We start from the raw sequence: 25,165 nt of genomic DNA, 5'->3' as shown, positions 1-25,165 counted from the left end.
CCCATGAAAATGCTGACCCAGACCGACCACGAGGAGCTGCTGCGACTGGCGGCCCTGGTCCGCAGCTCGGTGCTCGAGACCGCGCGCGACCCGGAATTCGACCGCATCGCCGAGGCGGCCAAGACCCTGTTCGGAGCCACGGCCGGCATGGTCACCTTCGTGGGTCAGGACCGGCAGTTCTACAAAGGCCGAGCGGGCGTCGACATCGCCGAGACGCCGCGCGCCGTCTCGTTCTGCAGCCACTGCCTGGACTACCGGAGCCTGCTGTGGATCGAGGATACGCGTGACGATCCGCGGGTGTTCGACAACCCGTTCGTGACCGGCGCACCGTATGTCTGCTTCTATGCCGGCGCACCTGTGCGCGACGCCGATGGCTGGCTGCTGGGCACGGTCTGCGTGGTGGATCTGCAGCCCCGGCCGTTCGACCAGATCCTGTCGGCGACCTTGTCGTCCCTGGCCGACGTAGTCTCGGCGCGTCTCGCAACTTGAGATTGCTCTAACGCTACTGGCCAGGGCAAGGTGCGCGCAGCATCTGCCGGGGGAGTGGGCGTGAAGAAGCTGTTGGTCGTGAGCGCGACCCTGTTGGTGCTCGCGCTGGGCGTAGCGGCCGTGCGCTCGGCGCCGTCGCGGCCGCCGACGAATCTGGACGTTTTCGACGCGGCCTGGACGACCGTGGACCGCCACTATTTCGACCGTGAGCGAAACCGGGCGCGCTGGAAGCAGCTGCGGGCGGAATATCGCGACAAGGCTGCGCGGGCGGGCTCGAAGATGGAGCTCTATTGGGTTGTCCTGCGGCCGATGATGCAGACGCTGGGCGGAAGCCACGTCGGGGCCAATCCACCGGTTGATCCGGTCGCCGTCAAGAAGGTGGCCGCCACACCTCCGCCGCTGGCCGCCGAAGGGGAGGTGCGGGACGGCTTGGGCTTCCAATTCAAGTTCGGCGCTCAAGGGATGCCGGTCATCGTCGTCGACGGAGGCTCGCCGTTGCAGCAGGCCGGTATCGGTCCGGGCGCGATGATGGTCGAGATGTATCGCCGCCCGGTTGGTGGCGGCGTCATGAGTTTTGACGGTGTTTTTCAAGCCGTCGGCGGATCGCCTCAGCGGGTGAGTTTCCTCTACAGAGCCGAGAAGGCCGAGGCCTCACGACAGTTCCGGGAGTTGTCGCCGGGCGTCTTCTATCTGCGCTTCGACCACCCGATCAGGCCAGTATCGACTGGGCGATCGAGCGGCTGGAAACCATGGGCGTCGGGGCTGTGGTGCTCGATCTGCGGGGCAACAGCGGCGGCTTCGTCGTCGAGCTCCAGCGCTTCGCCGGCGCGCTGTTCGAGCGAAAGCTGGAGGTCGGTTACAGCCTAGCTGGTAGCCGCAAGCCTTTGATTTCGAAGCCTGGGCGGCAGGTCTTCAAAGGACGCCTGGCGGTGCTGGTCGGCGCCGGTTCGGCCAGCGCGGCCGAGGTGCTGGCCGACGCCGTCCAGCATCATCGGCGCGGTGTTCTGGTCGGCCAGCGGACGCAAGGCGCAGTGGAAGAAGCCGAGACCTATCCGATGCCGGACGGCGGCTCGATCATGGTTCCGGTCAGCGCATTCCTCGGCGCGAGCGGTCGGCGGCTGGAGGGGCAGGGCGTGTCGCCAGATGTCGCCGTCGCCCTGGATGGCCGGGCGCGGAAGGACGATCCCGTGCTGGTCGCCGCCCTGGAAGCGCTCAAGCGCTAAAGCCGCACCACGCAGCGGAAGCCCAGGTGCGAGGTCGTGGTGTCGATCGGCTGGGCGAAGCGGGCGGCGGGGCGGTAGCGCTGGCAGTAGCTGGGCGCGCACAGGTGCGAGCCGCCCTTGATCACCCGACGCGGTGTCCAGGGCGTGGGGGAGGCGGCGTCGACACTGTCTTCGGCCGAGACCTTGGCCGGCGTTCCGCAGCAGCTGGCGGCCGGCGGCGTGGCGGCGTACCAGTCGGCGGTCCACTCCCAGACATTGCCGATCATGTCGAACAGGCCGTGGTCGTTGGCGGGGTAGGAGCCGACCGGCGCGGTGTGCTCCAGGCCCGGCGGGGCCAGGTTTCGGTGCGGGAAGTCGCCGGCCCAGATCTTGGCCATCGGCTGACCGTCGGGCTCGAGGTCCTCGCCCCAGGCATAGGTCGCGCCGTCCAGCCCGCCGCGCGCGGCGTATTCCCACTCGGCCTCGGTCGGCAGGACCTTGCCGGCCCAGGCGGCATAGGCCTGGGCGTCCTCGACGCCGACATGGACGACGGGGTGGTCCTCGAGGCCGGTCAGGTCGCTGCCGGGGCCCTGCGGACGCCGCCAGTCCGCGCCGTGGACGAACTGCCACCACACCGGCGGGCCAGGAACCTGCACCGGACCCGGCGGAGGCACGAACACAATCGAGCCGGCGACGGCGTCGTCCGGATGCATTCCGGGATAGTCGCGCGGATCCGGCGCGATCTCCGCCTGGGTGACGTGTCCGGTGACGGCGACGAAGGCGGCGAACTGGGCGTTGGTGACTGGCGTCGCGTCCATCAGGAAATCGCCGACGGTCACGCGGCGAACCGGTTTCTCGTCGGCGTAGAAGTCGTCCGAGCCCATCGCGAAGCCGCCGCCACGCACAAGCCGCATTCCGGGATGATCGTCGATGGGCGGGACGACTTGCATGGCGTGGATATTCAGGTCACTGACATCGATGTCAATAATGCCCTCGATGTCGTCTCGTGACATTGCAGGCGCAGGGGCCTTCGGGCCAAAGGGTTGAGAGCAGGCGTGTGACGGAACGGACCAAAGGGGCCAGCATCAAGGACGTGGCCGAGTATGCCGGCGTCTCGCCCAAGACGGTGTCCCGCGTCCATAACGGCGAGCGCTGGGTGCGCGAGGAGGTCCGCGAGAAGGTCCTGGCCGCGATCAAGGCGCTAAACTATCGCCCCAACGCCGCCGCCCGCAGCCTGTCGGGCTCGCGCTCGTACCTGCTGGGCCTGGTCCTGGATAACCCCAGTTCGCACTATGCCGGCGACGTTCAGTTGGGCGCTCTGAAGCGGGCGCGGCTGCGCGGCTGTCACCTGGTGGTCGAGCCGGTCGACATCAAGGCGGTCAACTGGACCACCGAGCTGACGGCCAGCATCACCGCCCTGCGCCTGGACGGCGTGCTGCTGACCCCGCCGCTGTGCGACAACGCCGAGGTGCTGAAGGTCCTGGACGACCTGGACATCCCCTATGTGCGGATCTCGCCGGATCGGGATCCGGAGCGCTCGCCCTATGTCCATATCGACGAGCGTGCGGCGGCCCACGAGATGACCACGTACCTGCTGGACAGGGGCCACACCGACATCGGCTTCATCCGGGGGCAGGCGACCCACAGCTCGGCGCGGCTGCGTTTCGAGGGTTTCCGCGACGCGCTTGCCGAGCGGGGCCTGGCGCCGCGCGAGGACTGGATCGTCGACGGCAACTTCCAGTTTCCCTCCGGCCAGGACGCCGCCCGGACCTTGCTGAGCGGCGAGGGGCGGCCGACCGCCATCTTCGCCGCCAACGACGCCATGGCCTTCGGCGCCATCGTCGCGGCTTCGAAGCAGGGTCTGAGCGTGCCCGGCGACCTGTCGGTGGTGGGGTTCGACGACGCCCCGGCGGCCCAGATCTATTCGCCGGGCCTGACCACGATTCGACAGCCGGTCATCGAGATGGGGGCCATGGCCGTCGACCTGCTGCTGACCCCGCCGGGCGACGAAGCGGCCAGCGGCGGCCATTGCCTGGCCCACGGTCTGGTCGAACGCGACAGCGTCGCGGTGCTGGCAAACCCTTAAGTCACAAGCCTTTTGCCCTAAACAGACGGTCTCGCGTCATGCGACTGTCTGGTAACCTGACAACGATGTCAGTGTTTTTGATTGACCTGACATCGATGTCATGTTTTCTCGTCGATAACAGACGAACGAGGTGCGGGGAGAAGATGTGGTGAAGGCAGCCGCCGCATAGGCGCCAGTACGGACCGCCGGTCGGCGCTCACCCGCAATCCCATTCCTGAAACAGACCGCTCAGGCGATCGCCAATAGGCGAGTTCGTCGCGCGATGACCTGTGTCCAAGCGTAAGGCCGCCAACTCAAGGCGATGGCCAGAACAACAAGATCGGGGAGAACTAGATGACTACTCAGAACATCCGCAGGCTGCTGCTCGGCTCTGCCGCCGTCCTGGTGACCGCCGGCCCGGCCCTGGCCAAGGAGGCCGCGCCCGCCGCCGCTCCTCAGGATACCTCGGTCGAGGAGATCGTGGTGCGCGGCATCCGCAAGTCGCTGGCCAACGCCGTGGCCGTCAAGCGCGACGCCGCCCAGATCGTCGACGCCATCTCGGCCGAGGACATCGGCAAGCTGCCCGACCAGAACATCGCCGAGTCCCTGCAGCGCATCACCGGCGTGCAGATCAGCCGCTCGAACGGCGAGGGCTCGGGCGTGGCCATCCGCGGCCTGACCCAGATCCGCTTCGAGCTGGACGGCTCGACCCTGACCGGCAACGGCACCGGCCGCGCCGTGTCGTTCGAAAGCATCCCGTCGGAACTGTTCGGCCAACTGCAGGTGTTCAAGTCGCCCAGCGCCGAGATGATCGAAGGCGGCCTGGGTGGCACGATCAACCTGGTCACCCGCAAGCCGCTGGACCTGGACGGCCTGACGATCACCGGCAGCGTGCAGGGCGGCTATGCCGACTTCCGCGACGCCAAGTATCCGCGCCTGTCAGGCCTGGTCTCCAACAAGTGGGACACCAGCATCGGCCGCTTCGGCGCGCTGCTGAACGTCTCGTACGAAGAGCGCAAGATGCGCTCGGACGAGTTCGACGTCCTGGCCTGGGACCGCGTGGGTCTGGGCGACATCAATGGCGACGGCGTGGCCCAGACCGCGACCAGCGGCCCGCTGACTCCCGACGAAGTGTGGCGTCCGCGCCAGCTGCGCAGCGTCAGCCAGGCCCAGGACCGCAAGCGCCTGGGCGCGGTCGGTACGCTGCAATGGGCGCCGACCTCGACGCTGCAGTTCACCTGGACCAACAGCTACAACCGCTTCAAGTACCGCAACGACTACCGCCTGCTGCGCCTGGACGTCGACAAGGCCCGCGCCAACACGACGGTCTTCAAGCGCAACGAGAACGGCACGCTGATCTCGGCCACGGTCAACAACGGCAATGTGCTGACCAACAACTTCGTCGAGCCGACCAACCAGACCAACTACACCTCGCAGCTGGACGTGAAGTGGGACCTGAGCGATCGCCTGCAGGTGACCGGCAAGGCCAATATCGCGCGCGGCCGCAACCGCGTACCGCTGGTGGTCTATCCGACCCTGGTGGGCAACAGCACCACGACGATCGCTTACGACTTCGCCAGCGGCGCCGACCTGCCTAGCGTCAAGCTGCCCAGCTTCAACCTGAATGACCTCTCCAACTACAAGGTCAACACGGTGGTCCCGCAGTCGCGCCACACGGCCAACAACGAGGACGCCGTCCGCTTCGACGCCAAGTACGACGTCGACAAGGGCATCCTGGAGTCGGTGAAGGGCGGCGTGCGCTACGCCAAGCGCACCCTGGCCCAGCAGAACGACGACTCGCTGTCGAACAAGTTCACCAACACCCCGGTCTCGACGATGCAGGGCCAGATGGCCGGCGCCTTCACCGGCACGCTGACCACCGGCAACGACTTCCTGTCGGGCCTGGGCGGCGACCTGCCGCGCAGTTGGGCCGGCTATGCCTCCAGCTTCGTCAACGGTCCGGGCCTGGACCAGCTGATGAGCGCCTGGGGCCTGTCGGTCCCGATCGCCAAGAACATCACCACCTATTACGACGTGCAGGAAAAGACCTGGGGCGGCTACGTCCAGGCCAACCTGTCGGGCAATATCACCAGCAAGCCGTGGTCGGGCAATATCGGCGTGCGAGTGGTCCAGACGGACTCCCACTCGTTCGCCTTCCTGCCCGACAAGACCGGCGCGCTGACCTGGCAGGACAACCCGAACAAGTACACGGACGTCCTGCCCAGCGCGAACTTCAAGGTGAACCTGACCGACGACCTGGTGCTGCGCCTGGCCGCCGCCAAGGTGATCGCCCGCGCGGCCGCCGACCAGCTGAAGGCCGCCACCAGCATCAACTACGGCTTCCAGACCGCCAGCTCGGGCAACCCGACCCTGGATCCATTCCGGGCCACCCAGTACGACGCCTCGCTGGAATGGTACTTCCGCCCGTCGGACCTGCTGTCGATCGCGGTGTTCAAGAAGGACGTTTCGGCCTTCATCGCCAACGAGATCGTCAACATCACCATCGTGAACAAGGAATTCCCGGGCCGCGACGACTTCCGTCTCAGCCGTCCGCGCAATGGCAACAGCGGCGAGGTGCAGGGCTTCGAACTGGGCCTGCAGCACAGCTTCACCGAGCTGCCGTCGCCGCTGGACGGCCTGGGCGTCCAGGCCAACTACACCTTCATCGACAGCACTACCCCGAATACCGATCCGTTCACGGGTGACACCCTGCCGCTCGAGGGCCTGTCGAAGAACAGCTACAACCTGGTGGCCTTCTACGAGAAGTACGGGTTCTCGGCCCGCATGGCCTACAACTGGCGTTCGAAGTTCCTGACCGGCACCGTCGCCGGTTCGCCGATCTTCTCCAAGGCCGTGGGCCAGCTGGACGCCTCGGCCAGCTATGACGTCAACGAGCGCCTGACCGTGACCTTCGAAGCGCTGAACCTGAACGGCGTCGAGGGCTACACCTACCAGACCGTGAAGGAGCGCCTGCTCTCGCACGTCAAGAACGACCGGCTGTTCAGCGCGGGCCTGCGCTTCCGTTACTGACGGAATCCGCGCTGACACGCGCCGCGACACCGTTCATCGCTCCCCCGCGTGCGGTGTCGCGGCGCCCTTTTGGCTATCACTCGGGAGACCTTCCATGGCCCTGAACAGACGTAATCTTCTGAATGCCGGCGCTGTGGCGGCGGCTGTCTCGGCCCTGCCAAAGGTCGCCGGCGCGAAACCGCCGCGTAAGCCCAACTTCGTTGTCATCTTGTGTGATGACCTAGGCTTCGGCGACGTCCAGCCGTTCGGCGGCAAGATCCCGACCCCGTCCCTGACCCGCATGGCGGAGGAGGGGCTGACCGGCCAGAGCTACTACGCCGCCGCCAACATGTGCACGCCCTCGCGGGCAGGCCTGCTGACCGGGCGCTACCCGATCCGCACGGGCCTGGCCTGGGAAGTGATCCTGATCGGCGACGAGCGCGGCCTTCCCCTGGAAGAGAAGACCATCGCCCACGCGCTGAAGGCCGACTACGCCACGGCCCTGATCGGCAAATGGCACCTGGGCCACACCGCCCCCTGGTGGCCGCCGACCAAGCACGGCTTCGACCAGTTCTACGGCATCCCCTACAGCCACGATATGGCGCCGCTGCAGGTGTTCGACATCAAGGGACCGGACGAGGTCCCGGGAAAGGACGTCGACCTACACGACCTGCAACAGCTGTTCGTCGCCCGCGCCGAGCAGTTCATCGAGCAGAACAAGGACCGCCCGTTCTTTCTGGAGCTGGCGCTCAGCGCCCCGCACCTGCCGGCCGTGCCGTCCAAGAACTATGACGGCGTGACCATCCAGGGACCGTACGGCGACTTCGTGCGCGAGATCGACGGCATCGTCGGCCGCGTGTTGTCCAAGCTGAAGGCCCTGGGCCTGGCCGAGGACACGCTGGTCCTGTTCACTTCGGACAATGGCCCGTGGTTCGAGGGCTCCAGCGGGCCGCTGCGCGACCGCAAGGGCGGGGCGGCCTATGACGGCGGCTATCACGTGCCGTTCCTGGCCTGGCGTCCGGGGCACGTGCCGGCCGGCAAGAAGACCAGCGCCATCCTGTCGGCCATCGACTTCCTGCCGACCTTCTGCGCCATGGCCGGCTACGCCCCGCCGGCTGGGGTTGAGCTGGACGGCAAGGACGTCAGCGACGTCCTGCTGAAAGGCGCGGCCTCGCCGCACGACGCCATCCTGCTGTTCAACAACGAGGACATCGTCGGCATCCGCACCCAGCGCTGGAAGTTCGTCGCCAAGGCCCATTGGCGCGGCGGCATCCAGGACTTCTCCAAGCGCGGCTATGACGAGCTCTACGACATCGAGGCTGATCCGTCCGAGAGCTACAGTGTCGCCGAGCGCCATCCGGAGGTGGTCGCCGAGATGAAGCAGCGGCTGGCCGAGGCGCAAGGGAAGTTCGACGGGTTCCGCAAAGGGATCCCGCCGTTCTTCCAGAAAGCCAGCGCCCCGAAGGCGACGCACGACTAGCGGGGCAGCAGTTTCTTCAGCGCCCCGCCGGGGATCAGTTTGAAGTTCTGCTTGTCGGGGCTGTTGTCGCCGTCCTGGACGACGAACAGGCCATCCTGGAACGGGGCGCCGAAGTCGCCGGGGGCGAATTCCAGGCCGTCGGTGTCGGTGACGCCATCGACGGTCCCCGAGCCCGTGACCCGGAATCGCCGCAGGTAGCGGCCGGTCTCCAGGTCGTAGGCGACATAGGCGTTGTCGTTCTGGCTGGAGGCGATCAGCACGCCGCCGCGCTTGCCCTCGGGTATGATCGCCAGGCCCTCGATGTCGGGGATCAGGCGCACGCCGTCCACGGCGGCGAACAGGACGGGCGAGGCCTTGCTGTCGTGCGCGGCGTCCATGCGCCAGATGCCGTGGCGCTCCTCGCCGACATAGAGCAGGCCCGTGCGGTCATCGACGACGCAGCCTTCGGTCCGGGTGGCCAGGCGGACGTCGCGGACCAGCTTGGCGGTGGGCGTGGCGGTGGTGAGGTTCAGCGCGTACTCGCGCACGTCGCCATTGTTGTAGGCGATGATCGCGAACACCTGGTCGGCGGCGCGCCGCCACAGGCAGAAGCCGTAGACGTCGCCCACGCCATCGCCTTCGACGCGCGGATGGCCCAGGTGGCGCAGGCCGACGGGTGAGGTCTCCAGCGCATAGAGCGCCAGCTTGCCGTTGGGGTCCTCGCTGCGGTCAGTGGCGGCGACCAGCACGCCCGGCTTGCCGTTGATCAGCACGTCGGCGCGCAGGTCGACATTGTTCACCAGGCCGGCGGGGGCGGAGGCGAGCAGGGCGCCCGACAGGTCGTAGACGTGCAGGCCCCACTCCTTGTCGGTGCCGACAATCAGGCTCTTGGTCGGGTCCGCCGGGTTGCGCCAGATGGCCGGATCGTCGGCCGCGTCACCCGGCGAAGCGACCGGAACCGTCTCGCGCACGGCCTGGATCTCGAAGGTCTCGACGGCGGGTTTGTTGTCGGGATTGGCGGTCGCGATATTAGTATTGATGGCGCATGCGCATAGAATAATGGCCGATATAGAGACGAGTTTTCGCAATGCGGGCATCGTGGCTCCCCATGATCATGATGTCGTGAATGTGACGGCGTGTTTTTCCCTCATATGAGCTGAAAATCGAGTGCGCCACGGCTTTCTGTGCCTGTGTGCAACTTCATAAAAGCTTCACTCACGAGGCCGAGCGGTCTGCGTCTTCCCCAAAGCGCGCATCCATGCGGCGCAGCGATTTCTCGCTGATTGAGGGGATCATGAGACATTTTTCGAAGCTCGCGGCTCTGGGCGGCTGCTCGCTTTTGGCCTTGGGCGTCTGCACGCCGGCCATGGCCGGAGAGACCGCGGCGGCGCCGGCCGCGACGGCTGAAAACACCGTCGACACGCTGGTCGTCAGCAGCTTCCGCAAGGGCCTGGCCAACGCCCGTGAAATCACGCGGTCGGCCGACAATCTGGTCGAGGTGCAGTCGGCGGACGACGTGGGCAAGCTGCCCGACACCAACATCGCCGAGGCGCTGCGTCGCCTGACCTCTGTCTATCTGATCCGCGACCAGGGCGAGGGGCGCTACGTCTCGATCCGCGGCGCCGACCCGATCCTGAACAACGTGACCATGAACGGCCAGACCATCGCCGTCTCGGACACCGACGGGGAGTCGGGCCGCGCCGCGCCGCTGGACGTGCTGAGCGCCAGCGCCCTGTCGCGCGTCGAGATCCACAAGGTCACGCTGCCGTACATGGACGGCCAGTCGATCGGCGGCACGATCAACATCGTCACGCCCACGGGCTTCGACCATGCCGGCCGCTACATCAACGCCAGCGCCGAGGCCGGCTACAACGACTTTGGCAAGGACAGCAAGATCTACGCGGCCAACCTGTCGATGAGCGACCGCTTCGGCGCCAATGACGAGTTCGCCGTCTTCGTCAGCGGCGAATACTGGTTCAAGCAGTACACCTCGCAGCAGTACACGTCGTCGGGCTCGCAGGCGGTCGCCGGGTATCCGGCCCACTACCTGTTCCCGACCAGCATCGTCTACGCCGAGTCCATCGGCGAGAAGGAGCGCTACGGGTTCTCGGGCAATGTCGAGTGGCGGCCTAACGACGACACCAAGGCCTGGGCGCGCTACTTCTTCACCCAGTACAACGACGACCGCACGCGGCCGCAGATCACCTTGCGCGGCCAGCAGGGCCGGGCCGTCGCCGCGCCGGCCGTGCGCCGTCCGATCCTGAACCCGACCTCGCAGACCGAGTTCGGCTTCGCCGGCTACCGCGCGCAGATGGAGAACCGCGTCGAGGTCCAGGAGCGTCCGGTCCAGCAATTCGTCGTCGGCGGCGAGCGCCGCTTCGGCAAGGGCTGGAAGATCGTCGGCGACCTGAACTACACGACCGCCAAGGAACTGAACCCCTACCAGCGCTACTTCGAGTCGATCACCGACACCACTGGCGCCCTGCCGACCGAGGCCCCGGCGATCACCTTCGCCCGCACCAGCGAAGGCTTGCTGCGACCGACCGGCTACAACACCGCGCTGTCGGGCGGCCTGACCTTCCAGGACCCGGCCTTCAACACGATGTACCGCCTGCGCGGCGTCACCTCGACCGTCATCGAGGAGACCTATACCGGCAATCTGGACCTGAGCTGGAACGGCGACATCGGCGGCCGCGAGCTGGAGTTCCGCACCGGCCTGAAGGTGTTGTCGCGCGACAAGTCGGTGGACGACACCGACTACCGCTACCAGTTCACCGGCCCGAAGACGACGTTGGCCAGCGCGCCCAACCTCTTCATGCGTTTCGAGGATGGTCGCGGCGAGGCCTATCAGCCGGTGTCGGGCCTGTCGCTGCTGGCTCCCAACCGCTTCGGCTACGAGGCCTTCTTCCAGGCCAATCCGAGCTACTTCACCTATGACGCGGCCGGCGCGGCGGCCAACTCGATGGAGAACGACTACAAGCTGAACGAAGACATCTTCGCCGGCTATGTGATGGGCGAACTGCACTTCACGCCGGACTTCAGCGTCACCACCGGCGTTCGCGTCGAGAAGACCAAGTCGGACATCTTCGCCCAGGGCTTCGTCGCCCAGGTGTCGGCCGACCCCAACACCCCGGCGGGCCGCTCGCGCCTCTCCGAGGTGCCGTTCCGCACCAGCGACATCATCGATATCTCGCGCCAGCACGACTACACCAACGTGCTGCCGGCCGCGGTAATGAAGTGGGACATGGCCAAGGCCTGGCAGCTGCGCGCCTCGGTCACGACCAATATCGGCCGTCCCGACTATACCGACATCGCGCCCATCTCGACGGTGGTGGTCAGCGAGTTCTACGACCGCACCAACAACAAGGTCGAGCTGAACGCCTCGGTCGAGATCGGCAACCCGAACCTCAAGCCCTACAAGGCGCTGAACTTCGACGCTTCGCTGGCCTACTACTTCCCGGACAATTCGGGTTCGGTCACGGTCGGGGCGTTCCACAAGCGTGTCGAGAACGCCGTCTACTCCATCGGCAACGAGTACAAGAACCACAAGTTCGAGACCGTCACCTACGACAACTACGTCGAGAGCACGGTCGCCAACGCCAAGCCGGGCTTCATCCGCGGCATCGAGCTGGGCGTGCAGAAGGACTTCAAGGAACTGCCCGCGCCGTTCGACGGCCTGGGTGTCTATGCCAACGCCTCGTTCATCGACTCCGAGGTCGAGATCGTCGTGCCCGGACGTCCGGACGGCCACGTGCCGTTCTTCAATCAGGCCGACAAGATCTTCAATCTGCAGGGCTATTACGAGCGTGGCGGCTTCCAGGCCCGCGTCGCCTATTCCTACCAGGGCAAGGCGACCAGCAGCGCGTTCGGCGCCAATCCCGACCTCGACACCTATCGCGACCCGCGCAAGTCGGTGGACGCCCGCGTCGGCTACACCTTCGGCAACGGCGTCCAGGTGGCGCTGGCCGGGGCCAACCTGACCAGCCCGGCCAACATCAACCGCCGCAAGTCGGATGGCTTCAACATCTCGAGCTACGAGCTGTTCGGGCGCGAGTTCCGCTTCTCGGTTTCCAAGACCTGGTAGTCCCCGGAGCCTGTCCGCAGGCTCTTCAAACTCCGAAGGAGGGCGCTTTACGCGCCCTCCGCTTTTTCGTTGAGCGCTCCATGAAGAACTCCCGCCGCACCTTCATCGCCACCGCCGCGGCCGCCGGTGTGGCTGGTCCTTTCGCCGCGCACGCCGAAACCAATCCCGAGGGCACGCCGCGCCTCTTGCTCGGGCCGATGATGGGCGCGGTGACCGCGACCAGCGCGCCGATCTGGATGCAGCTCAGCGGCGACTATTTCGACGCCCAGGTGGCCTACACGACCGACCCTATTGCCGGCCCCTGGAAGCGCACGACGCCGTCGCGCGCCAATGCGCAGGACGACTGCACCCTGGTCATCCATCTGGAGGATCTGCAGCCCGACACGACTTACCACTACCGGGTGCTGTCCAACGGCAAGGTCGACAAGTATCTGCGCGACCTGCCGCCGATGAGCTTCCGCACCGCGCCCGCTGCGCCGGCGAGGTTCCGGGTGGCTTTCGGCTCGTGCGCCCGCATCCAGAGCGATCCCGAGCAGCCGATCTGGCGCGCCCTGGCGATGAACCGACCGGATCTCTTCCTCTGGCTGGGTGACAACATCTATGGCGACAGCACGGTCCCCGCGACCCTGGCCATGGAGTACCAGCGCCAGCGGTTCGTGCCGTCGTTCCAGCCGATCGGTCGCAACATCCCGCAGCTGGCCATCTGGGACGACCACGACTTCGCGCTCGACAACTACGACCGCACCAATCCGATCCGCGACAAGGCGCTGGAGATCTTCGAGCGCTATTGGGCCAACCCCGCCTATGGCCTGCCGGGAACGCCGGGGGTGTTCTTCGACTACGGCTATGGCGGCGTGGACTTCTTCATGCTGGACGGTCGTTATCACCGCGCGCCGGACGCCGACCCCGACACGCCCGACAAGGAGTTCCTGGGCAAGGGCCAGTTCGAGTGGCTGAAAGCCCGTCTGCTGGCCAGCAAGGCCCCATTCAAGATCCTGGCCTGCGGCAGCGGCTGGTCGCGGTTCAAGGGACCGGGCGGCGACTCCTGGTCGGCCTATCTGCACGAGCGCCAGCGCCTGTTCGACTTCATCCGCGACCACAAGGTCAGCGGCGTCGTGCTGCTCTCGGGCGATACGCACTTCCCCCATGTCGCCTGCGCGCCGCAGTCGGAGCAGGGCGGCTACGACCTCTATGATCTGGTGAGCTCCGCCCTGGCCCAGATGGTGGCGGGGTCGCCCATGGACCTCGGCAAGATCGCCGCCCGCATGGCCCCCGACCAGATGATCCGCCAGCCCCTACTGGGGGTGAACAACGCCGGGATCATCGACTTCGACATGACCGGCAAGACCCCGACCCTCAGCTTCAACGTCATCGATATTCGCGGCAAGGCGCTCTACGACCCGCTGACTCTGCGTGCGGACGAACTGGTCAACGGCGTGTCGTCATGGCGTGGCAAGCTGGGACGATGATCGTCACGGCGGCCAAGCAGGACACGAGCGTGAAGGACAGCGGCGACCCGCTGTTCTCGGCGTTTGTCGCCCTGGAGCCGGCCCTGCGCCGGTTCGTCGCCTCGCGCACGCGGCAGGACGCCGATGTCGACGACATCCTCCAGGCCGTCGCGGCGCGTATCGTCGCGCGCGACCGTGACGTTCCGGTAGAGAATAAAACCGCATTTCTATTTTCGATTGCGTCTAACCTCCTGAAGGACCGCGGACGACGCGGGCTTGCGCGCCGTCAGGGCGAGCATGTCCCGCTGGACGGCGTGGAGCTGGCCGACCCGGCGGCGTTGCAGGACGATGTCCTGGACGGGCGCCAACGGATGCGGCGGTTCCTGGCGGCGCTGGACGCGCTGCCGGGCAAGGAGCGAGAGGTATTCGTGCTGCATAGGATGGAGGGGCGTACGCTGCTGCAGGTCGGGGAACAGACCGGCCTGTCGATGTTCCAGGTTCGCAAGCTGGTTGAGCGCGCGATGACGCGCCTGGCGCGCAAGGTCTGGAAGGATTGACGGTGAGCGGCCCCTTTTATCACGAGGAAGAGGACGACGAGCTGGTCGCGGCTCGCTGGGTGCTGGCGGTCGACGCTGGGCTCGAACCTGGCCAGACCGAGGCGTTCCATGCCTGGCTGGCGGCGCGCCCGGAGCGCGCCGACCTGATCGCGCGGCAGGCGGCGCTGCAGTCCCTGGCCAAGAGCGCGCGGACCGATGCGCGCCGGCCGACCTCGCGCCGTGGCCTGCTGATCGGCGGCGGCGTGGCGTTCGGCGCGGCGGCGATTGGCGGCGCGGTCGTGCTGCTACGGCCTACGTCCAGTGAGATCTACGAGACGGGCGTCGGCGAGGTGCGGGCGGTCAATCTGGCCGATACGAGCCGCCTGTGGCTGGACACCCGCACCCGCGTCACGACCCAGATGGGCCGCGCCAATCGCTGGGTGTCCCTGGCCAGCGGCCGTATGTTCGTCGAGGTCGCCCACGACGCCATGCGGCCTTTCATGGTCCGGGCTGGCAAGTTCGAGGCGCGGGCCCTGGGCACGGCCTTCGAGGCCGCCGCCTTTCCAGGGCGCACCGGTGTCGCCGTGACCGAGGGCGTCGTGCGCTTCACGCCGCGCGATGGCTCGGCTTTCGAGCTGGGCGCCGGGCAGGGGGCTTGGATCACCGCATCGGGCGAGATCCAGCGCGTGTCGACCGCGACGCCCAGCGTCGCGGCCTGGCGCGAGCATCGGATGGTCCTGAGCGATCGCCGGCTGGATGCGGCCCTGGCCGAGCTGAGCCGCTATTTCGATCAGCCGCTGACGGTGGTCGATCCGAGCCTGGCGGCCCGGCGGGTCAGCCTGTCGTTCTCGATCGCCGACCTGGACGAGCGCCAGGCCGCGCGGATCATCGCCGACGCGGTGGACGCCGACTTCGCCGCGCGAGCGGACGGCGCGATCCTGCTGCGTCCCAAGCTTAGCCTGTAACAGGGGCGTCACGCGGGAACGGTATCGTCCAGGCGATGCGGCAGGCGGACATGCGGATCTTTCCCCTCGTGTTGTCGGGCCTGATCGTCGCCGGCGCGCCGCTTCCGGCCCTGGCGGCACAGGCGCCGCGTTTGGACACCGTGGCGGGGCCTGGGCGTCCCGGGCGGCTGGCCGACGCACTGCTGGCGCTGGCGGCCCAGGCCGACGTCAACATCGCCTTCGACGCGACCCTGGTCGGCGATCGCCGCACGCGGGGCTTTGCCGGCCCGACCACCTTGCACCGTGCGCTCGACGCGTTGCTGGACGGCTCGGGGCTGACCTATGTCCTGGCGCCGAACGGCGTGGTGAAAGTGCTGGCGGTTCCGCCGCCTAGGGCTTCGGCGCCCAAGCCCTTGCCGGTCGCGCCGGCCGTCGAGCCCTCGACCCTGATCGAGCCCATCGCGGTGGTGGGCTATCGGGTCGGGCTGGACCAGGCCGAGGCGCGGGCGCGGCGCTATGACGGCATGGTCCAGGTGATCACGGCCGATGCGGTCGGCAAACTGCCCGACAGCAACATCGCCGACGCCCTGGAACGACTGCCGTCGGTCTATCGCATCTCCGACCAGGGCGAGGGACGCTACTTGTCCCTGCGCGGCCTGAGCCAGGTGCTCGACACCGTGACCTTCAACGGCGTGACCATCGCCGCCTCCGACACCGACGGCCGTTCGGGGCGGGCCGCGCCGCTAGACGTGCTGAGCGCCTCAGCGATCTCCGAGGTCGAGATCCACAACGTCATCACGCCCGATCGCGACGCGGGGGCGATCGGCGGGCTGATCGATGTGCGCACGCCGACGGCGCACGACTTCGCCGGGCGGGTCGCCAGCGTCACGGCCGAGATCGGCGCGGTGGACAACGGCGGCGGCCGCGACATCCACGCGGTCGGCGGGGCTTTCGCCGACACGTTCGGACCTGGCGGGGCGTTCGGGGTCTATCTGGCCGGCGAGCACTGGGTGCGGGAGTATTTCTCGCCGTTCTACGACACGGCCGAGATCGTGCCGTCGGACAAGGGACTCTATCCGGATCGCATCCTGGTCGGCGCCTCGATGGGCCGCCGTGAGCGAAACAGCCTGACGGGCTCGCTGGACTGGCGCGGGGAGGGGCGGAACGCCGCCTGGCTGCGGATGTTCGCGGCCAACTACACCGACGAGGAACTGCGGCCGGAGTTCATGTTCTACCGGCGCGGCGCCTTGGCGACGGACGGTGGCGACACCTTTTCGTGGCGCGGCTTGCGCGTGCGCACCGAGACGCGGCGCGAGCGCCAGGACCGACCGGTGCGCCAGTACGTGCTGGGCGGTCGCTGGGCGTGGAACGACGACTGGACCGTCGAGGGTTCGGTCAATCGCACGACGGCCCGCGAGCTGAACCCCTATCTCGACTACTACGAGACCCTGGGCGACATGGACCCGCTGCCCGGCGCGCCCGACATCGGCCAGTTCCGCATCGTCGATGGCGTCTCGATACCGCGGGCCATGACCGCCCCGGACGGCCGTTCGGTGTTCGACGCCAGCTTGCAAAACCTGTTCCGGATCCGGCGGATCAGCTCGACGGTGCGCGAGGACATCACCACCCAGCAGATCGACCTGACCCGCCGCGAGATGGCGGTCGCGGGCATGCCGGTATTGCTCCGGACGGGCCTCAAACGCTTGTCGCGGATCAAGTCGGTGGCCGACGCCGACAACCGCTTCAACTTCACGGGCGCGGCGACCTTGGCCGATCCCACCCTGACCGGCTGGATCTCGCGATACGGCCAGGCTGACGCCATCGTGCCGGGCCTGGATTTTCCGTTTCCCGATCCCGCCGGCTTCGAGGCGCTGTTCGACCGGCGGCCCGATCTCTTCACCTTTGACGCGGCCGCCTCGCGAGAGAACTCGGTCGAGGATAGGTACCGCATCCGCGAGACCATCTGGGCCGGCTACCTGATGGGCGAGGTCGCGGTGACGCCGGCCTTGCGCGTCACGTTGGGGGCGCGGGTCGAGCGCACGCGGGTGGACGCGATCGCCAACGCCTTCGTGGCCGACATCACCGGCGCCGCCGCCGGCTTGCCGTTCGGGCGCGCCGACATCCTGCCGACCTCGGGCGGGCGCGGCTACGTGAACTTCGCGCCGGCCCTGCTGGCCAAGTGGGACGCCGGCGGCGCCTGGGTGCTGCGGGCCTCATCGACGCAGACCTTCGCGCGGCCCGACTATGTCGACCTGGCGCCGATCGCGCGCCTGTCGGTGTCGGTCGCGACCGATCTGCGGACCGGCGAGTCCGTGCTCAGCGGCGTCAACGAGATCGGCAACCCGCAACTGCGGGCGATCGAGAGCCGCAACTGGGACGTCTCGGCCCAGTACCACCTGCCACGCCGGTTGGGCTGGATCTCGGCGGCGGGGTTCTACAAGGCGCTCGATGGCCTGCCGTTCGAGGTGCAGGAGAGCCGTCCCGGCGAGACGTTCGGCGGCGCGCGCTTCGACCAGTACGTGGCGGTCACCAAGAGCAATGTCGGCCACGGCCACGTGGCTGGGGTCGAGCTGTCGCTGCGCTACGACTTTCGCGACGCGCCCGCGCCGTTCGACGGGTTCGGCGTGCTGGCCAATGCGGCCTTCCTGGACTCGCAGGTCTCCGCGCCCGGACGCGCGCCGCGTCGGCTGGCCGATCAGGCCAAGGCGCTGTACGCCGCGCAGCTCTACTACGAGCGTGGCCGGTTCCAGGCCCGGTTGGGCTACGCCTATCAGGGCCGGGCCCCACGCAACGACCAGTGGTCGGATCCTACGGGTCTGAACTATCGCCAGCCCATCTCGCGCCTGGACCTGAAGATCCTGGTCGATCTGCCAAACGCCTGGCGCGTCACCTTGGCGGGCGCGAACCTCACGAATGAGCCCTACCGCACCGATCGCAGCACGGAGCCTTATCTCACGGGTTCGGGTCCGGGTTACGAGCTCTATGGCCGGGAATATCGCCTGGGCCTGACCCGGCGCTGGTGAGCGGCCTTCGCTCGAACAGGCTGTAGGTCAGGGCGCCCAGGAAGATGAAGTAGAAGATCCACAGCGTGATCACGTAGCCCCGAGCCATCAGGGTCGGGTCCAGGATCATCCCTAGGTGCGCCATGACGGTGGCCAGTTCCGCGCCCGCCGCCATGATCAGCCAGGCGCGGTCCCAGCGCAGCGCCAGATAGACCAGCAGGGCGCAGAACGAGACATCGACCAGCGCGACGCCCAGCAACGGCCAATGGGCGCCGCCCAGCTTCTGGGCGTAGGGCGTGATCAGGAAGGCCGCCAGCGAGGCCAGGGCCGCGATCCGCTCCGGACGGCCCCCGCGCCACACGACCAGGACCGTGACGAGCGGCGTCAGGATCGATCCGAGGGTCTGGATGGGCGAGTGCGACATGAGGCCTCCGCGCGACAGGGAAGGGTTGATACGCCGGCGCGGTCAAGCCTCAGGCTTGCCGGACTCAGGACTGTCGTGAGCTAATGCCTGACACACATGGGCTAGTTTCGCCCGCGTCGCGTGGGTGAAGGATGAGCCGTTTCGACAAGCTGACCCCCCGTGAACGCGACGTGCTGCTGGGCGCGGCGCAGCTGAAGTCGTCCAAGGAGATCGCCTTCGACCTGGACCTGCGCAAGGCCACCGTCGACAAGCATTTCGCCAGCGCCGTCAGCAAGTTGTCGTTCGGGTCGCGGCGTCAGGCGGCGATGGCGCTGGTCGTCCATCTGCGCGAAACCGGCCTACCTATTTTGTACCAGGGGCGCCCGATCACACTACCGTTCGACCTCTCGCCGCTCGTCAATGACGGGGCGAAAGGGGAACTTCATGCTGGATCCTATGGAAGCGGTGCCGGCCTTTCCGGCGATCACATGGAGCGATCTGGAAGCGATCTACGAAGACTTGGCGATTACGAAGGTGGAGCGGGAGGCGGTGCAGCATTTGCTGACCATCACCCGGCTCATGAGCCCCCACCTGTCTCCGCTCGATCTGATGCGCGAGATTATCTGCATCGCTTTCGTTCTGACGCCCGCGAGCGATCAGTCGCCGAACGAGGGCAAGTCCCGCCGCTGGCCCGATCCAAAGCCCAGCGGCTGATCCTGATCCTGGCGGCCGCGCTGGGGTCGGTGGTACTGGCCTTGGTCGTCCTGGCTCTGGTGATCCAGGTCGGCCACTTGTCCGACGCCTTCGACGCCTGGGTCACGCGCCGCTAGGGCCAAAGCTTCCTCATCCTCCATCCTCTCAAAAGGAGCCCGCCCTGCTGGCGGGATCGAGATCGCATGCAAAGACGAGACATCGCTCAATCCGTCGCCGACGCCCTGTTCGAGGCCGAGCGCGCCGTCGACCTGGCCCTGGAAAAGGCGGCCCTGTTTATCAGCCACACCTCGACCTTGCGTCGGGACCACAACTTCTCGGCCATGCTGGGACACGAGGGCGTCACCGCTGTCGCCCGGTCGATCGAGACCCTGGGCCAGACGCGCACGCACATGATGACGGCCCACGCCGCGCTGGCCGCCGCCGCGCCGCAGATCGGCGTGCGTCCGCTCACCCTGCATGGCACGGGCACCGACAAGCCTGACACCGAGATCCCGCCGACGGGCGAGATCGCCCCGCCGCGGATCGTCGCCTCGTCCTCGGAACGCGCCGCTTAGGCTGAGCCCCGGCGGTCGGTGGCGACCGCCGGGTATGTCTTACGACACCAGGGTTTCGACCAGGTCGGCCAGGATGCGTTGCTGGGCCGCTGTCAGCTGCGGAAACGCGGCCGCCAGGCGGTTGGAGCTGGGCGCGGCGATGAAGTCGGCGAACTGGCCCAGCGCACTGGGATTGTCGTCGACTTCCAGCCCCTCGAACAGCGCGCTGGGCGCAATCCTCAGGGCCCGCGCGGCCTTGTAGAGCTTCGAGGCCGAGATCCGGTTGGCGCCGCTCTCGTACTTCTGGATCTGCTGGAAGCTGACACTCAGGGCTTCCGCGAGGTCCTGCTGCGAGACACCCAGCGCCAGACGGTGGATGCGCAGCTGCCTTCCGACGTGAATGTCGACAGGATCAGGGGCGTCCGGGTCAAGCGCTTGCATGGAGCAACCTTAGAGAGCTTTCTGTGCGTTGCAATCAAGAAGGGCGTTTCAACGGTTCCAGGGGAAGACCAGAGTGGGCTGATGGGCGTAGCGCTTGACGCCGATGGTCAGGGTCTCGCCCGCGCCGGGGGCCAGGCGGACATTGAACCATGAGGCGTTGACGGTCATCGATGCGCCGCCCGCCGCCTTGACGGTGGTGGCGTCGTTCTCGCCATAGGCGCCCATCTGCACCGTCACTGTCCGCGCCTTCAGCGGGTTGGTGTTGACCAGGGTCAGGGTCACCGTCTCGGGCGTGATCTTGCGCACCAGGGCGGCGACGTCGTCCGGCAGGCCGGGACGGCGCGCCTCGGGATCGAAATGGCGGACCTGGGCGTGCAGCGCCAGCGGGCCGTGGCCCGAGCCGCCCGGATCGGCCGCGCCCATGGTCAGGTTGATCAGGGCTTCGGTCGCCACCGGATTGGAGTCCGACCAGCGGGTATCGTCCGGCGGGAAGCCCATGGTGGTGTCGTCCTTGCGGATGCGCTCGCCGGCGACGCGGACCTCTTCCAGCCCCGCCTGCAGAGCGCTGACCGCATAGGCCTCGTCGCCCGACTGCAGGTAGTCCAGCCAACCCGGCTTGGTCTCGCTGGCCTTGGCGCGGGCCAGGTCGGCGGGGTTCAGGTCCCACAGATAGATGTCGGCCTCGACCTTGCGGCGGTTGCCCAGGCCCGGCGAGCGGCCGGCGACGTCGTAGTAGCCGTACCAGCCCTTGTCGCCGTAGTAGACGGGGATCATCGTCTTGCCGTTCTCGACCTTCTTCTGGGCGTACAGGTTGTCGAGCTGCTTGCGCAGGACGGCGGTATAGCCCTGGTCGCCGGTCAGCAGCAGGGCGTTGCCGAAGGCCTCGGGCGGGCCGCGCAGCACGTAGTTGCGCACGCCGCTGTCGGGCGAGTTCCAGCCGAACACGCCGCCGTACCACTTGCCGCCCCACTCGCCGCCGATCGCGCCGTCCAGGCCGATGTTGGAGGGGATGTTGCCGCCATTGGCCTTGGTGCGCTCTTTCCACGCGTCGACATAGGTCAGCAGCCAGGTCCGGTACTTGGCGTCGCCGGTGGCCATGTAGGCGGTCATGGCCAGGTTGGTGCTGGCCAGGTTCAGCGGGTGGTCGCCCTTGATGTTGGTCGAGGTCAGGAAGCGCTTCTGGCGCTCGGGATTGCCGCCGGGCACGGGCGGGCCGTCCCAGTCGATCGGCGAGGGCTCGCCCAGGTTGGGGCCCTTGCTGCCGTTGAACAGACTGCGGATGATCTTGCGCTGCGGATCATAGTTCGGCGCGGCGGGATCCTCGTTCAGATAGAACCCCGCGAACCGGCGCAGGCGGGTGACGTACAGCGGGTCGTCGGGCTGGGCCAGGCCGTAGAAATAGAAGCCCGACAGGCCTTCGCCGATGTGCTCCCAGTCGAAGGACGGGGTGAATTCACGCTGGTAGATGCCATCGCGGGCCGAAGCCACTTCCGGCACCTTGGCGCGGGAGTACTGGTCCAGGTGGCCTTCCCAGACCGTCTGCCAGCTCTTGAGGATCGTGTCCGGGCCGCCCAGCGCATAGGCCAGCGGCCAGTTGCGGATCGGCTCGACGGAGTCATCGGGACCATCGGTGATGCCCCAGTGCTCGGGACCTTTCAGGTAGCCACGGCCATCCACGAACTTCTTGGTGAAGGCCTCGACGCCTTCGGCGTTGGCCCGCAGCAGGGCGCGCTCGGCCAGGGCCCAGGCGGGGGCAGGCATCGGCTTGTCGACGGCCAGCGTCGGTTCGGCGCGGGCCACGGCGGTCGAGGCCAGCAACGCTGAAAGCGCGAGCGCGGCGAGAGGAAGGCGGCGGAGAGGGGACATGGGAGAGGATCCGTCGGGGGGGGGGAAGCGAAAAGGATCGGGGCCGCGCTGGGCGGCCCCGGAGGGGAGCAGGACCTAGAAGCTGTAGCGAAGGCCCAGATAGAACTGCCGGCCGGTATGGCCGTAGACCCAGGGACGATCCGAGACGTCGACGTAGCGGTCGTTGGCCTCGTCGGTCAGGTTGATGCCCTCCAGCGACAGCTGGAAGCGCTCGTTGATCGTGTAGGTGGCCTGCATGTCGACGTTGAAGGTCTTGTTCGTGCCTTCAACGAAGTTGCTGTTGCGGCCCGGAACCTGGGTCAGGTAGCCCGAGCGGTAGGCCAGCGATCCGCGGATGCTGAACTTGTCGGTCTCGTAGTACAGCGTGCCGTTGGCGGCGTCCTTGGACAGGCCCACCAGGGTCGAGGTCACCGTCGCCGCGCCCGGAACGTCCGAGGTCAGGTACTCGATGTCCGAGGTGACGTGAGTGTAGTTGGCCATCACCCCGAAGTGCGACAGCCAGCCGGGCAGGAAGGTCAGGCGCTGCTGCAGGCTGATCTCCAGGCCCTTCAGCTTGCCGCCATTGGTGTTGACCGGGCGTGAGACGTCGAACTCGTCGGTGGGCAGGGCGATGGTGCCGTTCAGGATGTCGTTCGGCAGGCCCAGCGTGTTGAACGGCTGGCTGGTGCGCAGCGTCTGGACGAAGGTCGAGATGTCCTTCTGGAACAGGCCCACGGCATAGATCGCGCCTTCCGCCGGGTACCATTCGAACGACAGGTCCAGGTTCTTGGACTGGGTCGGCTTGAGGTCCGGATTGCCGGTCGAGTAGCTGCGGTTGCCGCCCTGGACGCTGATGTCGCCGCCGGGACGCAGGCTGCCCAGGCCCGGACGGGCCATGGTCTTGGCCGCGCCGAAGCGCACCAGCACGTCGTCGGTCACCTCCAGGGTCAGGTTCAGCGACGGCAGGTACTTGTCATAGGATCGCTCGGCATTGACCAGCTCGATCTTGGAGCCGACCGCCGCGTAGCCCTCCGAGTTCTGTTCGGTCTTCAGATAGCGCACGCCGGCGTCACCACGCAGGGGACGACCGAAGAGGCTGGTGCGGAAGTCGGCCTCGACGAAGGCGCCGGTGTTCTGCTCCTCGACCCGGCCAGTGGCGCTGCGCGCCTCGGTCTGCTCGATGGTGCCCAGCTTGAAGAGGCCGGTGTTGCTGTAGATGTTCAGCGCCGCGGCGTACTTGTCGATATTGGGGACGAGCCAGGAGGTCACGCTGCCGTCGGGCAGGCCCAAGCCCTTGCCATAGCCGCTGAACACCTCCGACAGATCGGTCATCTGCTGGGCGGTGAGCACCGGAATATCGGTCTCGCCGGCGATGCGGCGCTGGTCGGCCGAGTTGAACTTGAACTTCCGGGTGTCGGCCCCGACCCGCAGGGTGATGTCGCTCGTGAGGTCGAACGCGCCTTCCAGCTTGGCGGTGTCGAAGGTGTTCTCGATGCGGGTCTTGACCAGGTTCAGCGCCGAGAAGCCGGGGACCGTCGCCCAGTTGGACGGGCTGACCGGATCGAACGGCAGCTTGACCAGCGGCAGGCGATCGTTCTGGCGGTAGTCGTACGAGTAGCCGTCAACGTCCAGGCGCTCATAGGTGACGGTCGTGCCGATCGGGCTGTCGAATACCGACGAAGCGTGGCCGGCCAGGCCCTTGACCTGGAAGCGCTCGTTGAACCGGTGCTCGAAGTCCAGGGTGAATTGCTTGAATGTGGTCGTCGACTCCGTGTGCGAGGCCTGCGAGCGCATGTCGACGTTGTCGAACACGCCATAGACTAGGTCGTGGCTGTCGTTGACGACGCCGTCGCGGATGATGGTCGCGGGCTTGCCGGTCGCACCGCTGCGCGAGAACGAGATCGCCTGTAGCAGGCGCTCGTCGCGCTCGCCGTCCAGCTTGCCGTACAGGGCGTTCAGCGAAATCAGCGTGCGGTCGGTGGGACGCGCTTGCAGGGAGGCGGTGACGCCCAGCCGCTTCTCGACGTGCTCGAAGCTGTTGAAGCTGGGATTGCGCGGATGAAAGATCGCCGTGGCGGTGGTGTTGGAATTGACCTGGACGGCGGTGTAGCCGGGCAGGGTCGAGGCCGTGCTGAAGCCGCCGTTGGCGCCGCCGGGGCCCCAGCGGGTGGTGCCGTGGCTGTCCTCGACGATATCGCGCTCGCCATAGGCCACCGACAGCAGGGCGCCCAGCTTGCCGTCCGCCCAGGTCTTGCTGGCCAGGGCGGCGAAGCGCGGGTCATAGTTCTTGGAGAGGTCGTTGTAGCCCATCTGGGCGGACAGGACCAAAGTGGGCTTGCGGAAGTCGAACGGCCGGCTGCTGGCCAGGTCGACGGTAGCCCCCAGCGAGCCTTCCTCGACGTCGGCCGAGGCGGTCTTGCGCACCGTCAGGCCATTGAACAGCTCCGAGGCGAAGACGTTGAAGTCGAAGCCGCGGCCGCGGTTGTTTCCCGCCGCGCCGCCGCTGTCGCTGCCGCCCGAGGTGGCCAGGGCCTCCATGCCGTTGATGCGCACGCGGGTGTATTCGGGGCCCAGGCCCCGCACCGAGATCTGGCGGCCTTCGCCGGCCACGCGGGTGATGGCCACGCCGGGGATGCGCTGCAGGGACTCGGCCAGGTTCAGATCGGGGAAGGCGGCGATGTCCTCGGCCTTGATCACGTCGACCACGCCGGTCTCGCGGCGCTTGGCGGTGATGGCGCTGGCCAGGCTGGCGCGGAAGCCCGTGACGACCACGGCTTCGACGCTGTTGGGATCCTCGGCGGGCGCCTGTTGGGCGGCGGCGTTGGTGGCGGTCAGGCCCAGACCTAGAAGCGAAGCTCCAAGTAAAAGGGCATGGCGAGACGGCACGCGGGGCGTGTTCATAGGCGCGTTTCTCCCTTCCCCGAGTGGACCGGGGTTATGTTTTTTGTATTTGCCGGATCGTCGCGTGACGGAGACGCGCGATACTTGAGC

19 protein-coding genes are annotated in these 25,165 nt (G+C 67.3%); 13 read left to right on the top strand and 6 right to left on the bottom strand.

Annotated features, from left to right (window positions below; translation table 11 throughout):
* Positions 1-3: 3 nt before the first annotated feature.
* From J7528_RS13325 to J7528_RS13315, 3 genes are read left to right on the top strand one after another with little or no spacing between them, the layout of a single operon-like run.
* Positions 4-489 (top strand): GAF domain-containing protein, encoded by a 486-nt coding sequence (locus J7528_RS13325; RefSeq protein ID WP_291875073.1) that lies wholly within the window; start codon positions 4-6, stop codon positions 487-489.
* Between the two features lie 60 nt (positions 490-549).
* Positions 550-1,356: a hypothetical protein gene (locus J7528_RS13320; protein ID WP_291875069.1), complete on the top strand. Its 807-nt coding sequence runs from the start codon at positions 550-552 to the stop codon at positions 1,354-1,356.
* Complete coding sequence (locus J7528_RS13315; protein WP_291875068.1) at positions 1,257-1,712, top strand: S41 family peptidase; 456 nt, start codon at positions 1,257-1,259, stop codon at positions 1,710-1,712. Before J7528_RS13320 ends, J7528_RS13315 begins: the two co-directional genes overlap by 100 nt.
* Here the strand turns inward: J7528_RS13315 and J7528_RS13310 are convergent.
* Entirely contained in the window at positions 1,709-2,704 is a 996-nt protein-coding gene (locus J7528_RS13310) for a formylglycine-generating enzyme family protein (protein ID WP_291875066.1), read from the bottom strand. The two genes, J7528_RS13315 and J7528_RS13310, sit on opposite strands and share 4 nt — an antisense overlap.
* A 44-nt stretch (positions 2,705-2,748) precedes the next feature.
* Between J7528_RS13310 and J7528_RS13305 the strand changes: the two genes are divergently transcribed.
* The 3 genes from J7528_RS13305 to J7528_RS13295 all read left to right on the top strand — a co-directional run bounded on the left by J7528_RS13305 (position 2,749) and on the right by J7528_RS13295 (position 8,245).
* Positions 2,749-3,777 (top strand): LacI family DNA-binding transcriptional regulator, encoded by a 1,029-nt coding sequence (locus J7528_RS13305; protein ID WP_291875065.1) that lies wholly within the window; start codon positions 2,749-2,751, stop codon positions 3,775-3,777.
* Positions 3,778-4,110: 333 nt separating this feature from the next.
* The gene (locus J7528_RS13300) at positions 4,111-6,786 is read left to right on the top strand and encodes a TonB-dependent receptor (protein ID WP_291875063.1); all 2,676 of its coding nucleotides are present in this window, start codon (positions 4,111-4,113) and stop codon (positions 6,784-6,786) included.
* Positions 6,787-6,880: 94 nt separating this feature from the next.
* Complete coding sequence (locus J7528_RS13295) at positions 6,881-8,245, top strand: sulfatase (protein WP_291875061.1); 1,365 nt, start codon at positions 6,881-6,883, stop codon at positions 8,243-8,245.
* Here J7528_RS13295 and J7528_RS13290 read toward each other — a convergent pair.
* Complete coding sequence (locus J7528_RS13290; protein WP_291875059.1) at positions 8,242-9,321, bottom strand: phytase; 1,080 nt, start codon at positions 9,319-9,321, stop codon at positions 8,242-8,244. The two genes, J7528_RS13295 and J7528_RS13290, sit on opposite strands and share 4 nt — an antisense overlap.
* Positions 9,322-9,518: 197 nt before the next feature.
* On the opposite strand from J7528_RS13290, the gene J7528_RS13285 reads away from it, so the two are divergent.
* From J7528_RS13285 to J7528_RS13265, 5 genes are all read left to right on the top strand, one after another.
* On the top strand, positions 9,519-12,308 hold the full coding sequence (locus J7528_RS13285; protein ID WP_291875057.1) for a TonB-dependent receptor: 2,790 nt from the start codon (positions 9,519-9,521) through the stop codon (positions 12,306-12,308).
* Positions 12,309-12,388: 80 nt separating this feature from the next.
* A complete protein-coding gene (locus J7528_RS13280; protein ID WP_291875055.1) occupies positions 12,389-13,777 on the top strand; it encodes an alkaline phosphatase D family protein in 1,389 nt (462 codons plus the stop codon).
* Positions 13,774-14,313, top strand: a complete 540-nt coding sequence (locus tag J7528_RS13275) for a sigma-70 family RNA polymerase sigma factor (RefSeq protein ID WP_291875051.1) — start codon at positions 13,774-13,776, stop codon at positions 14,311-14,313. The genes J7528_RS13280 and J7528_RS13275 overlap by 4 nt, the downstream gene beginning before the upstream one ends.
* A gap of 2 nt (positions 14,314-14,315) precedes the next feature.
* Positions 14,316-15,257 carry a FecR domain-containing protein gene (locus J7528_RS13270; RefSeq protein ID WP_291875048.1) on the top strand — a complete coding sequence of 314 codons (942 nt, stop codon included), beginning with the start codon at positions 14,316-14,318 and terminating at the stop codon, positions 15,255-15,257.
* A gap of 50 nt (positions 15,258-15,307) precedes the next feature.
* Complete coding sequence (locus J7528_RS13265; protein ID WP_291875045.1) at positions 15,308-18,259, top strand: TonB-dependent receptor; 2,952 nt, start codon at positions 15,308-15,310, stop codon at positions 18,257-18,259.
* Here the strand turns inward: J7528_RS13265 and J7528_RS13260 are convergent.
* Entirely contained in the window at positions 18,189-18,662 is a 474-nt protein-coding gene (locus tag J7528_RS13260) for a hypothetical protein (protein ID WP_291875042.1), read from the bottom strand. The two genes, J7528_RS13265 and J7528_RS13260, sit on opposite strands and share 71 nt — an antisense overlap.
* A 131-nt stretch (positions 18,663-18,793) precedes the next feature.
* On the opposite strand from J7528_RS13260, the gene J7528_RS13255 reads away from it, so the two are divergent.
* Positions 18,794-19,471 (top strand): helix-turn-helix transcriptional regulator, encoded by a 678-nt coding sequence (locus tag J7528_RS13255; RefSeq protein WP_291875040.1) that lies wholly within the window; start codon positions 18,794-18,796, stop codon positions 19,469-19,471.
* Between the two features lie 66 nt (positions 19,472-19,537).
* Entirely contained in the window at positions 19,538-19,909 is a 372-nt protein-coding gene (locus J7528_RS13250; RefSeq protein WP_291875038.1) for a hypothetical protein, read from the top strand.
* A 39-nt stretch (positions 19,910-19,948) separates the two neighbouring features.
* Here the strand turns inward: J7528_RS13250 and J7528_RS13245 are convergent, their stop codons facing one another.
* From J7528_RS13245 to J7528_RS13235, 3 genes are all read right to left on the bottom strand, one after another.
* Positions 19,949-20,329 carry a helix-turn-helix transcriptional regulator gene (locus J7528_RS13245; RefSeq protein ID WP_291875035.1) on the bottom strand — a complete coding sequence of 127 codons (381 nt, stop codon included), beginning with the start codon at positions 20,327-20,329 and terminating at the stop codon, positions 19,949-19,951.
* A 48-nt stretch (positions 20,330-20,377) separates the two neighbouring features.
* Positions 20,378-22,195, bottom strand: coding sequence for a hypothetical protein (locus J7528_RS13240; protein ID WP_291875033.1), 1,818 nt, complete (start codon positions 22,193-22,195; stop codon positions 20,378-20,380).
* A 75-nt stretch (positions 22,196-22,270) separates the two neighbouring features.
* The gene (locus J7528_RS13235) at positions 22,271-25,075 is read right to left on the bottom strand and encodes a TonB-dependent receptor (protein WP_291875031.1); all 2,805 of its coding nucleotides are present in this window, start codon (positions 25,073-25,075) and stop codon (positions 22,271-22,273) included.
* Positions 25,076-25,165: the final 90 nt, after the last annotated feature.

It is taken from the genome of Caulobacter sp. (genome assembly GCF_017744445.1).
Lineage (GTDB): Bacteria > Pseudomonadota > Alphaproteobacteria > Caulobacterales > Caulobacteraceae > Caulobacter.
Note: the sequence above shows the minus strand (reverse complement) of the source record. Positions and strands in the feature narration are given on the sequence as shown.

What these genes read in the sequence shown, in the direction of transcription:
- J7528_RS13325 (WP_291875073.1), top strand. Translation starts at nt 4, where the DNA reads ATGAAAATGCTGACCCAGACCGACCACGAGGAGCTGCTGCGACTGGCG.
- J7528_RS13310 (WP_291875066.1), bottom strand. Translation starts at nt 2,704, where the DNA reads ATGTCACGAGACGACATCGAGGGCATTATTGACATCGATGTCAGTGAC.
- J7528_RS13300 (WP_291875063.1), top strand. Translation starts at nt 4,111, where the DNA reads ATGACTACTCAGAACATCCGCAGGCTGCTGCTCGGCTCTGCCGCCGTC.
- J7528_RS13295 (WP_291875061.1), top strand. Translation starts at nt 6,881, where the DNA reads ATGGCCCTGAACAGACGTAATCTTCTGAATGCCGGCGCTGTGGCGGCG.
- J7528_RS13290 (WP_291875059.1), bottom strand. Translation starts at nt 9,321, where the DNA reads ATGCCCGCATTGCGAAAACTCGTCTCTATATCGGCCATTATTCTATGC.
- J7528_RS13285 (WP_291875057.1), top strand. Translation starts at nt 9,519, where the DNA reads ATGAGACATTTTTCGAAGCTCGCGGCTCTGGGCGGCTGCTCGCTTTTG.
- J7528_RS13280 (WP_291875055.1), top strand. Translation starts at nt 12,389, where the DNA reads ATGAAGAACTCCCGCCGCACCTTCATCGCCACCGCCGCGGCCGCCGGT.
- J7528_RS13275 (WP_291875051.1), top strand. Translation starts at nt 13,774, where the DNA reads ATGATCGTCACGGCGGCCAAGCAGGACACGAGCGTGAAGGACAGCGGC.
- J7528_RS13265 (WP_291875045.1), top strand. Translation starts at nt 15,308, where the DNA reads ATGCGGATCTTTCCCCTCGTGTTGTCGGGCCTGATCGTCGCCGGCGCG.
- J7528_RS13260 (WP_291875042.1), bottom strand. Translation starts at nt 18,662, where the DNA reads ATGTCGCACTCGCCCATCCAGACCCTCGGATCGATCCTGACGCCGCTC.
- J7528_RS13255 (WP_291875040.1), top strand. Translation starts at nt 18,794, where the DNA reads ATGAGCCGTTTCGACAAGCTGACCCCCCGTGAACGCGACGTGCTGCTG.
- J7528_RS13250 (WP_291875038.1), top strand. Translation starts at nt 19,538, where the DNA reads ATGCAAAGACGAGACATCGCTCAATCCGTCGCCGACGCCCTGTTCGAG.
- J7528_RS13245 (WP_291875035.1), bottom strand. Translation starts at nt 20,329, where the DNA reads ATGCAAGCGCTTGACCCGGACGCCCCTGATCCTGTCGACATTCACGTC.
- J7528_RS13240 (WP_291875033.1), bottom strand. Translation starts at nt 22,195, where the DNA reads ATGTCCCCTCTCCGCCGCCTTCCTCTCGCCGCGCTCGCGCTTTCAGCG.
- J7528_RS13235 (WP_291875031.1), bottom strand. Translation starts at nt 25,075, where the DNA reads ATGAACACGCCCCGCGTGCCGTCTCGCCATGCCCTTTTACTTGGAGCT.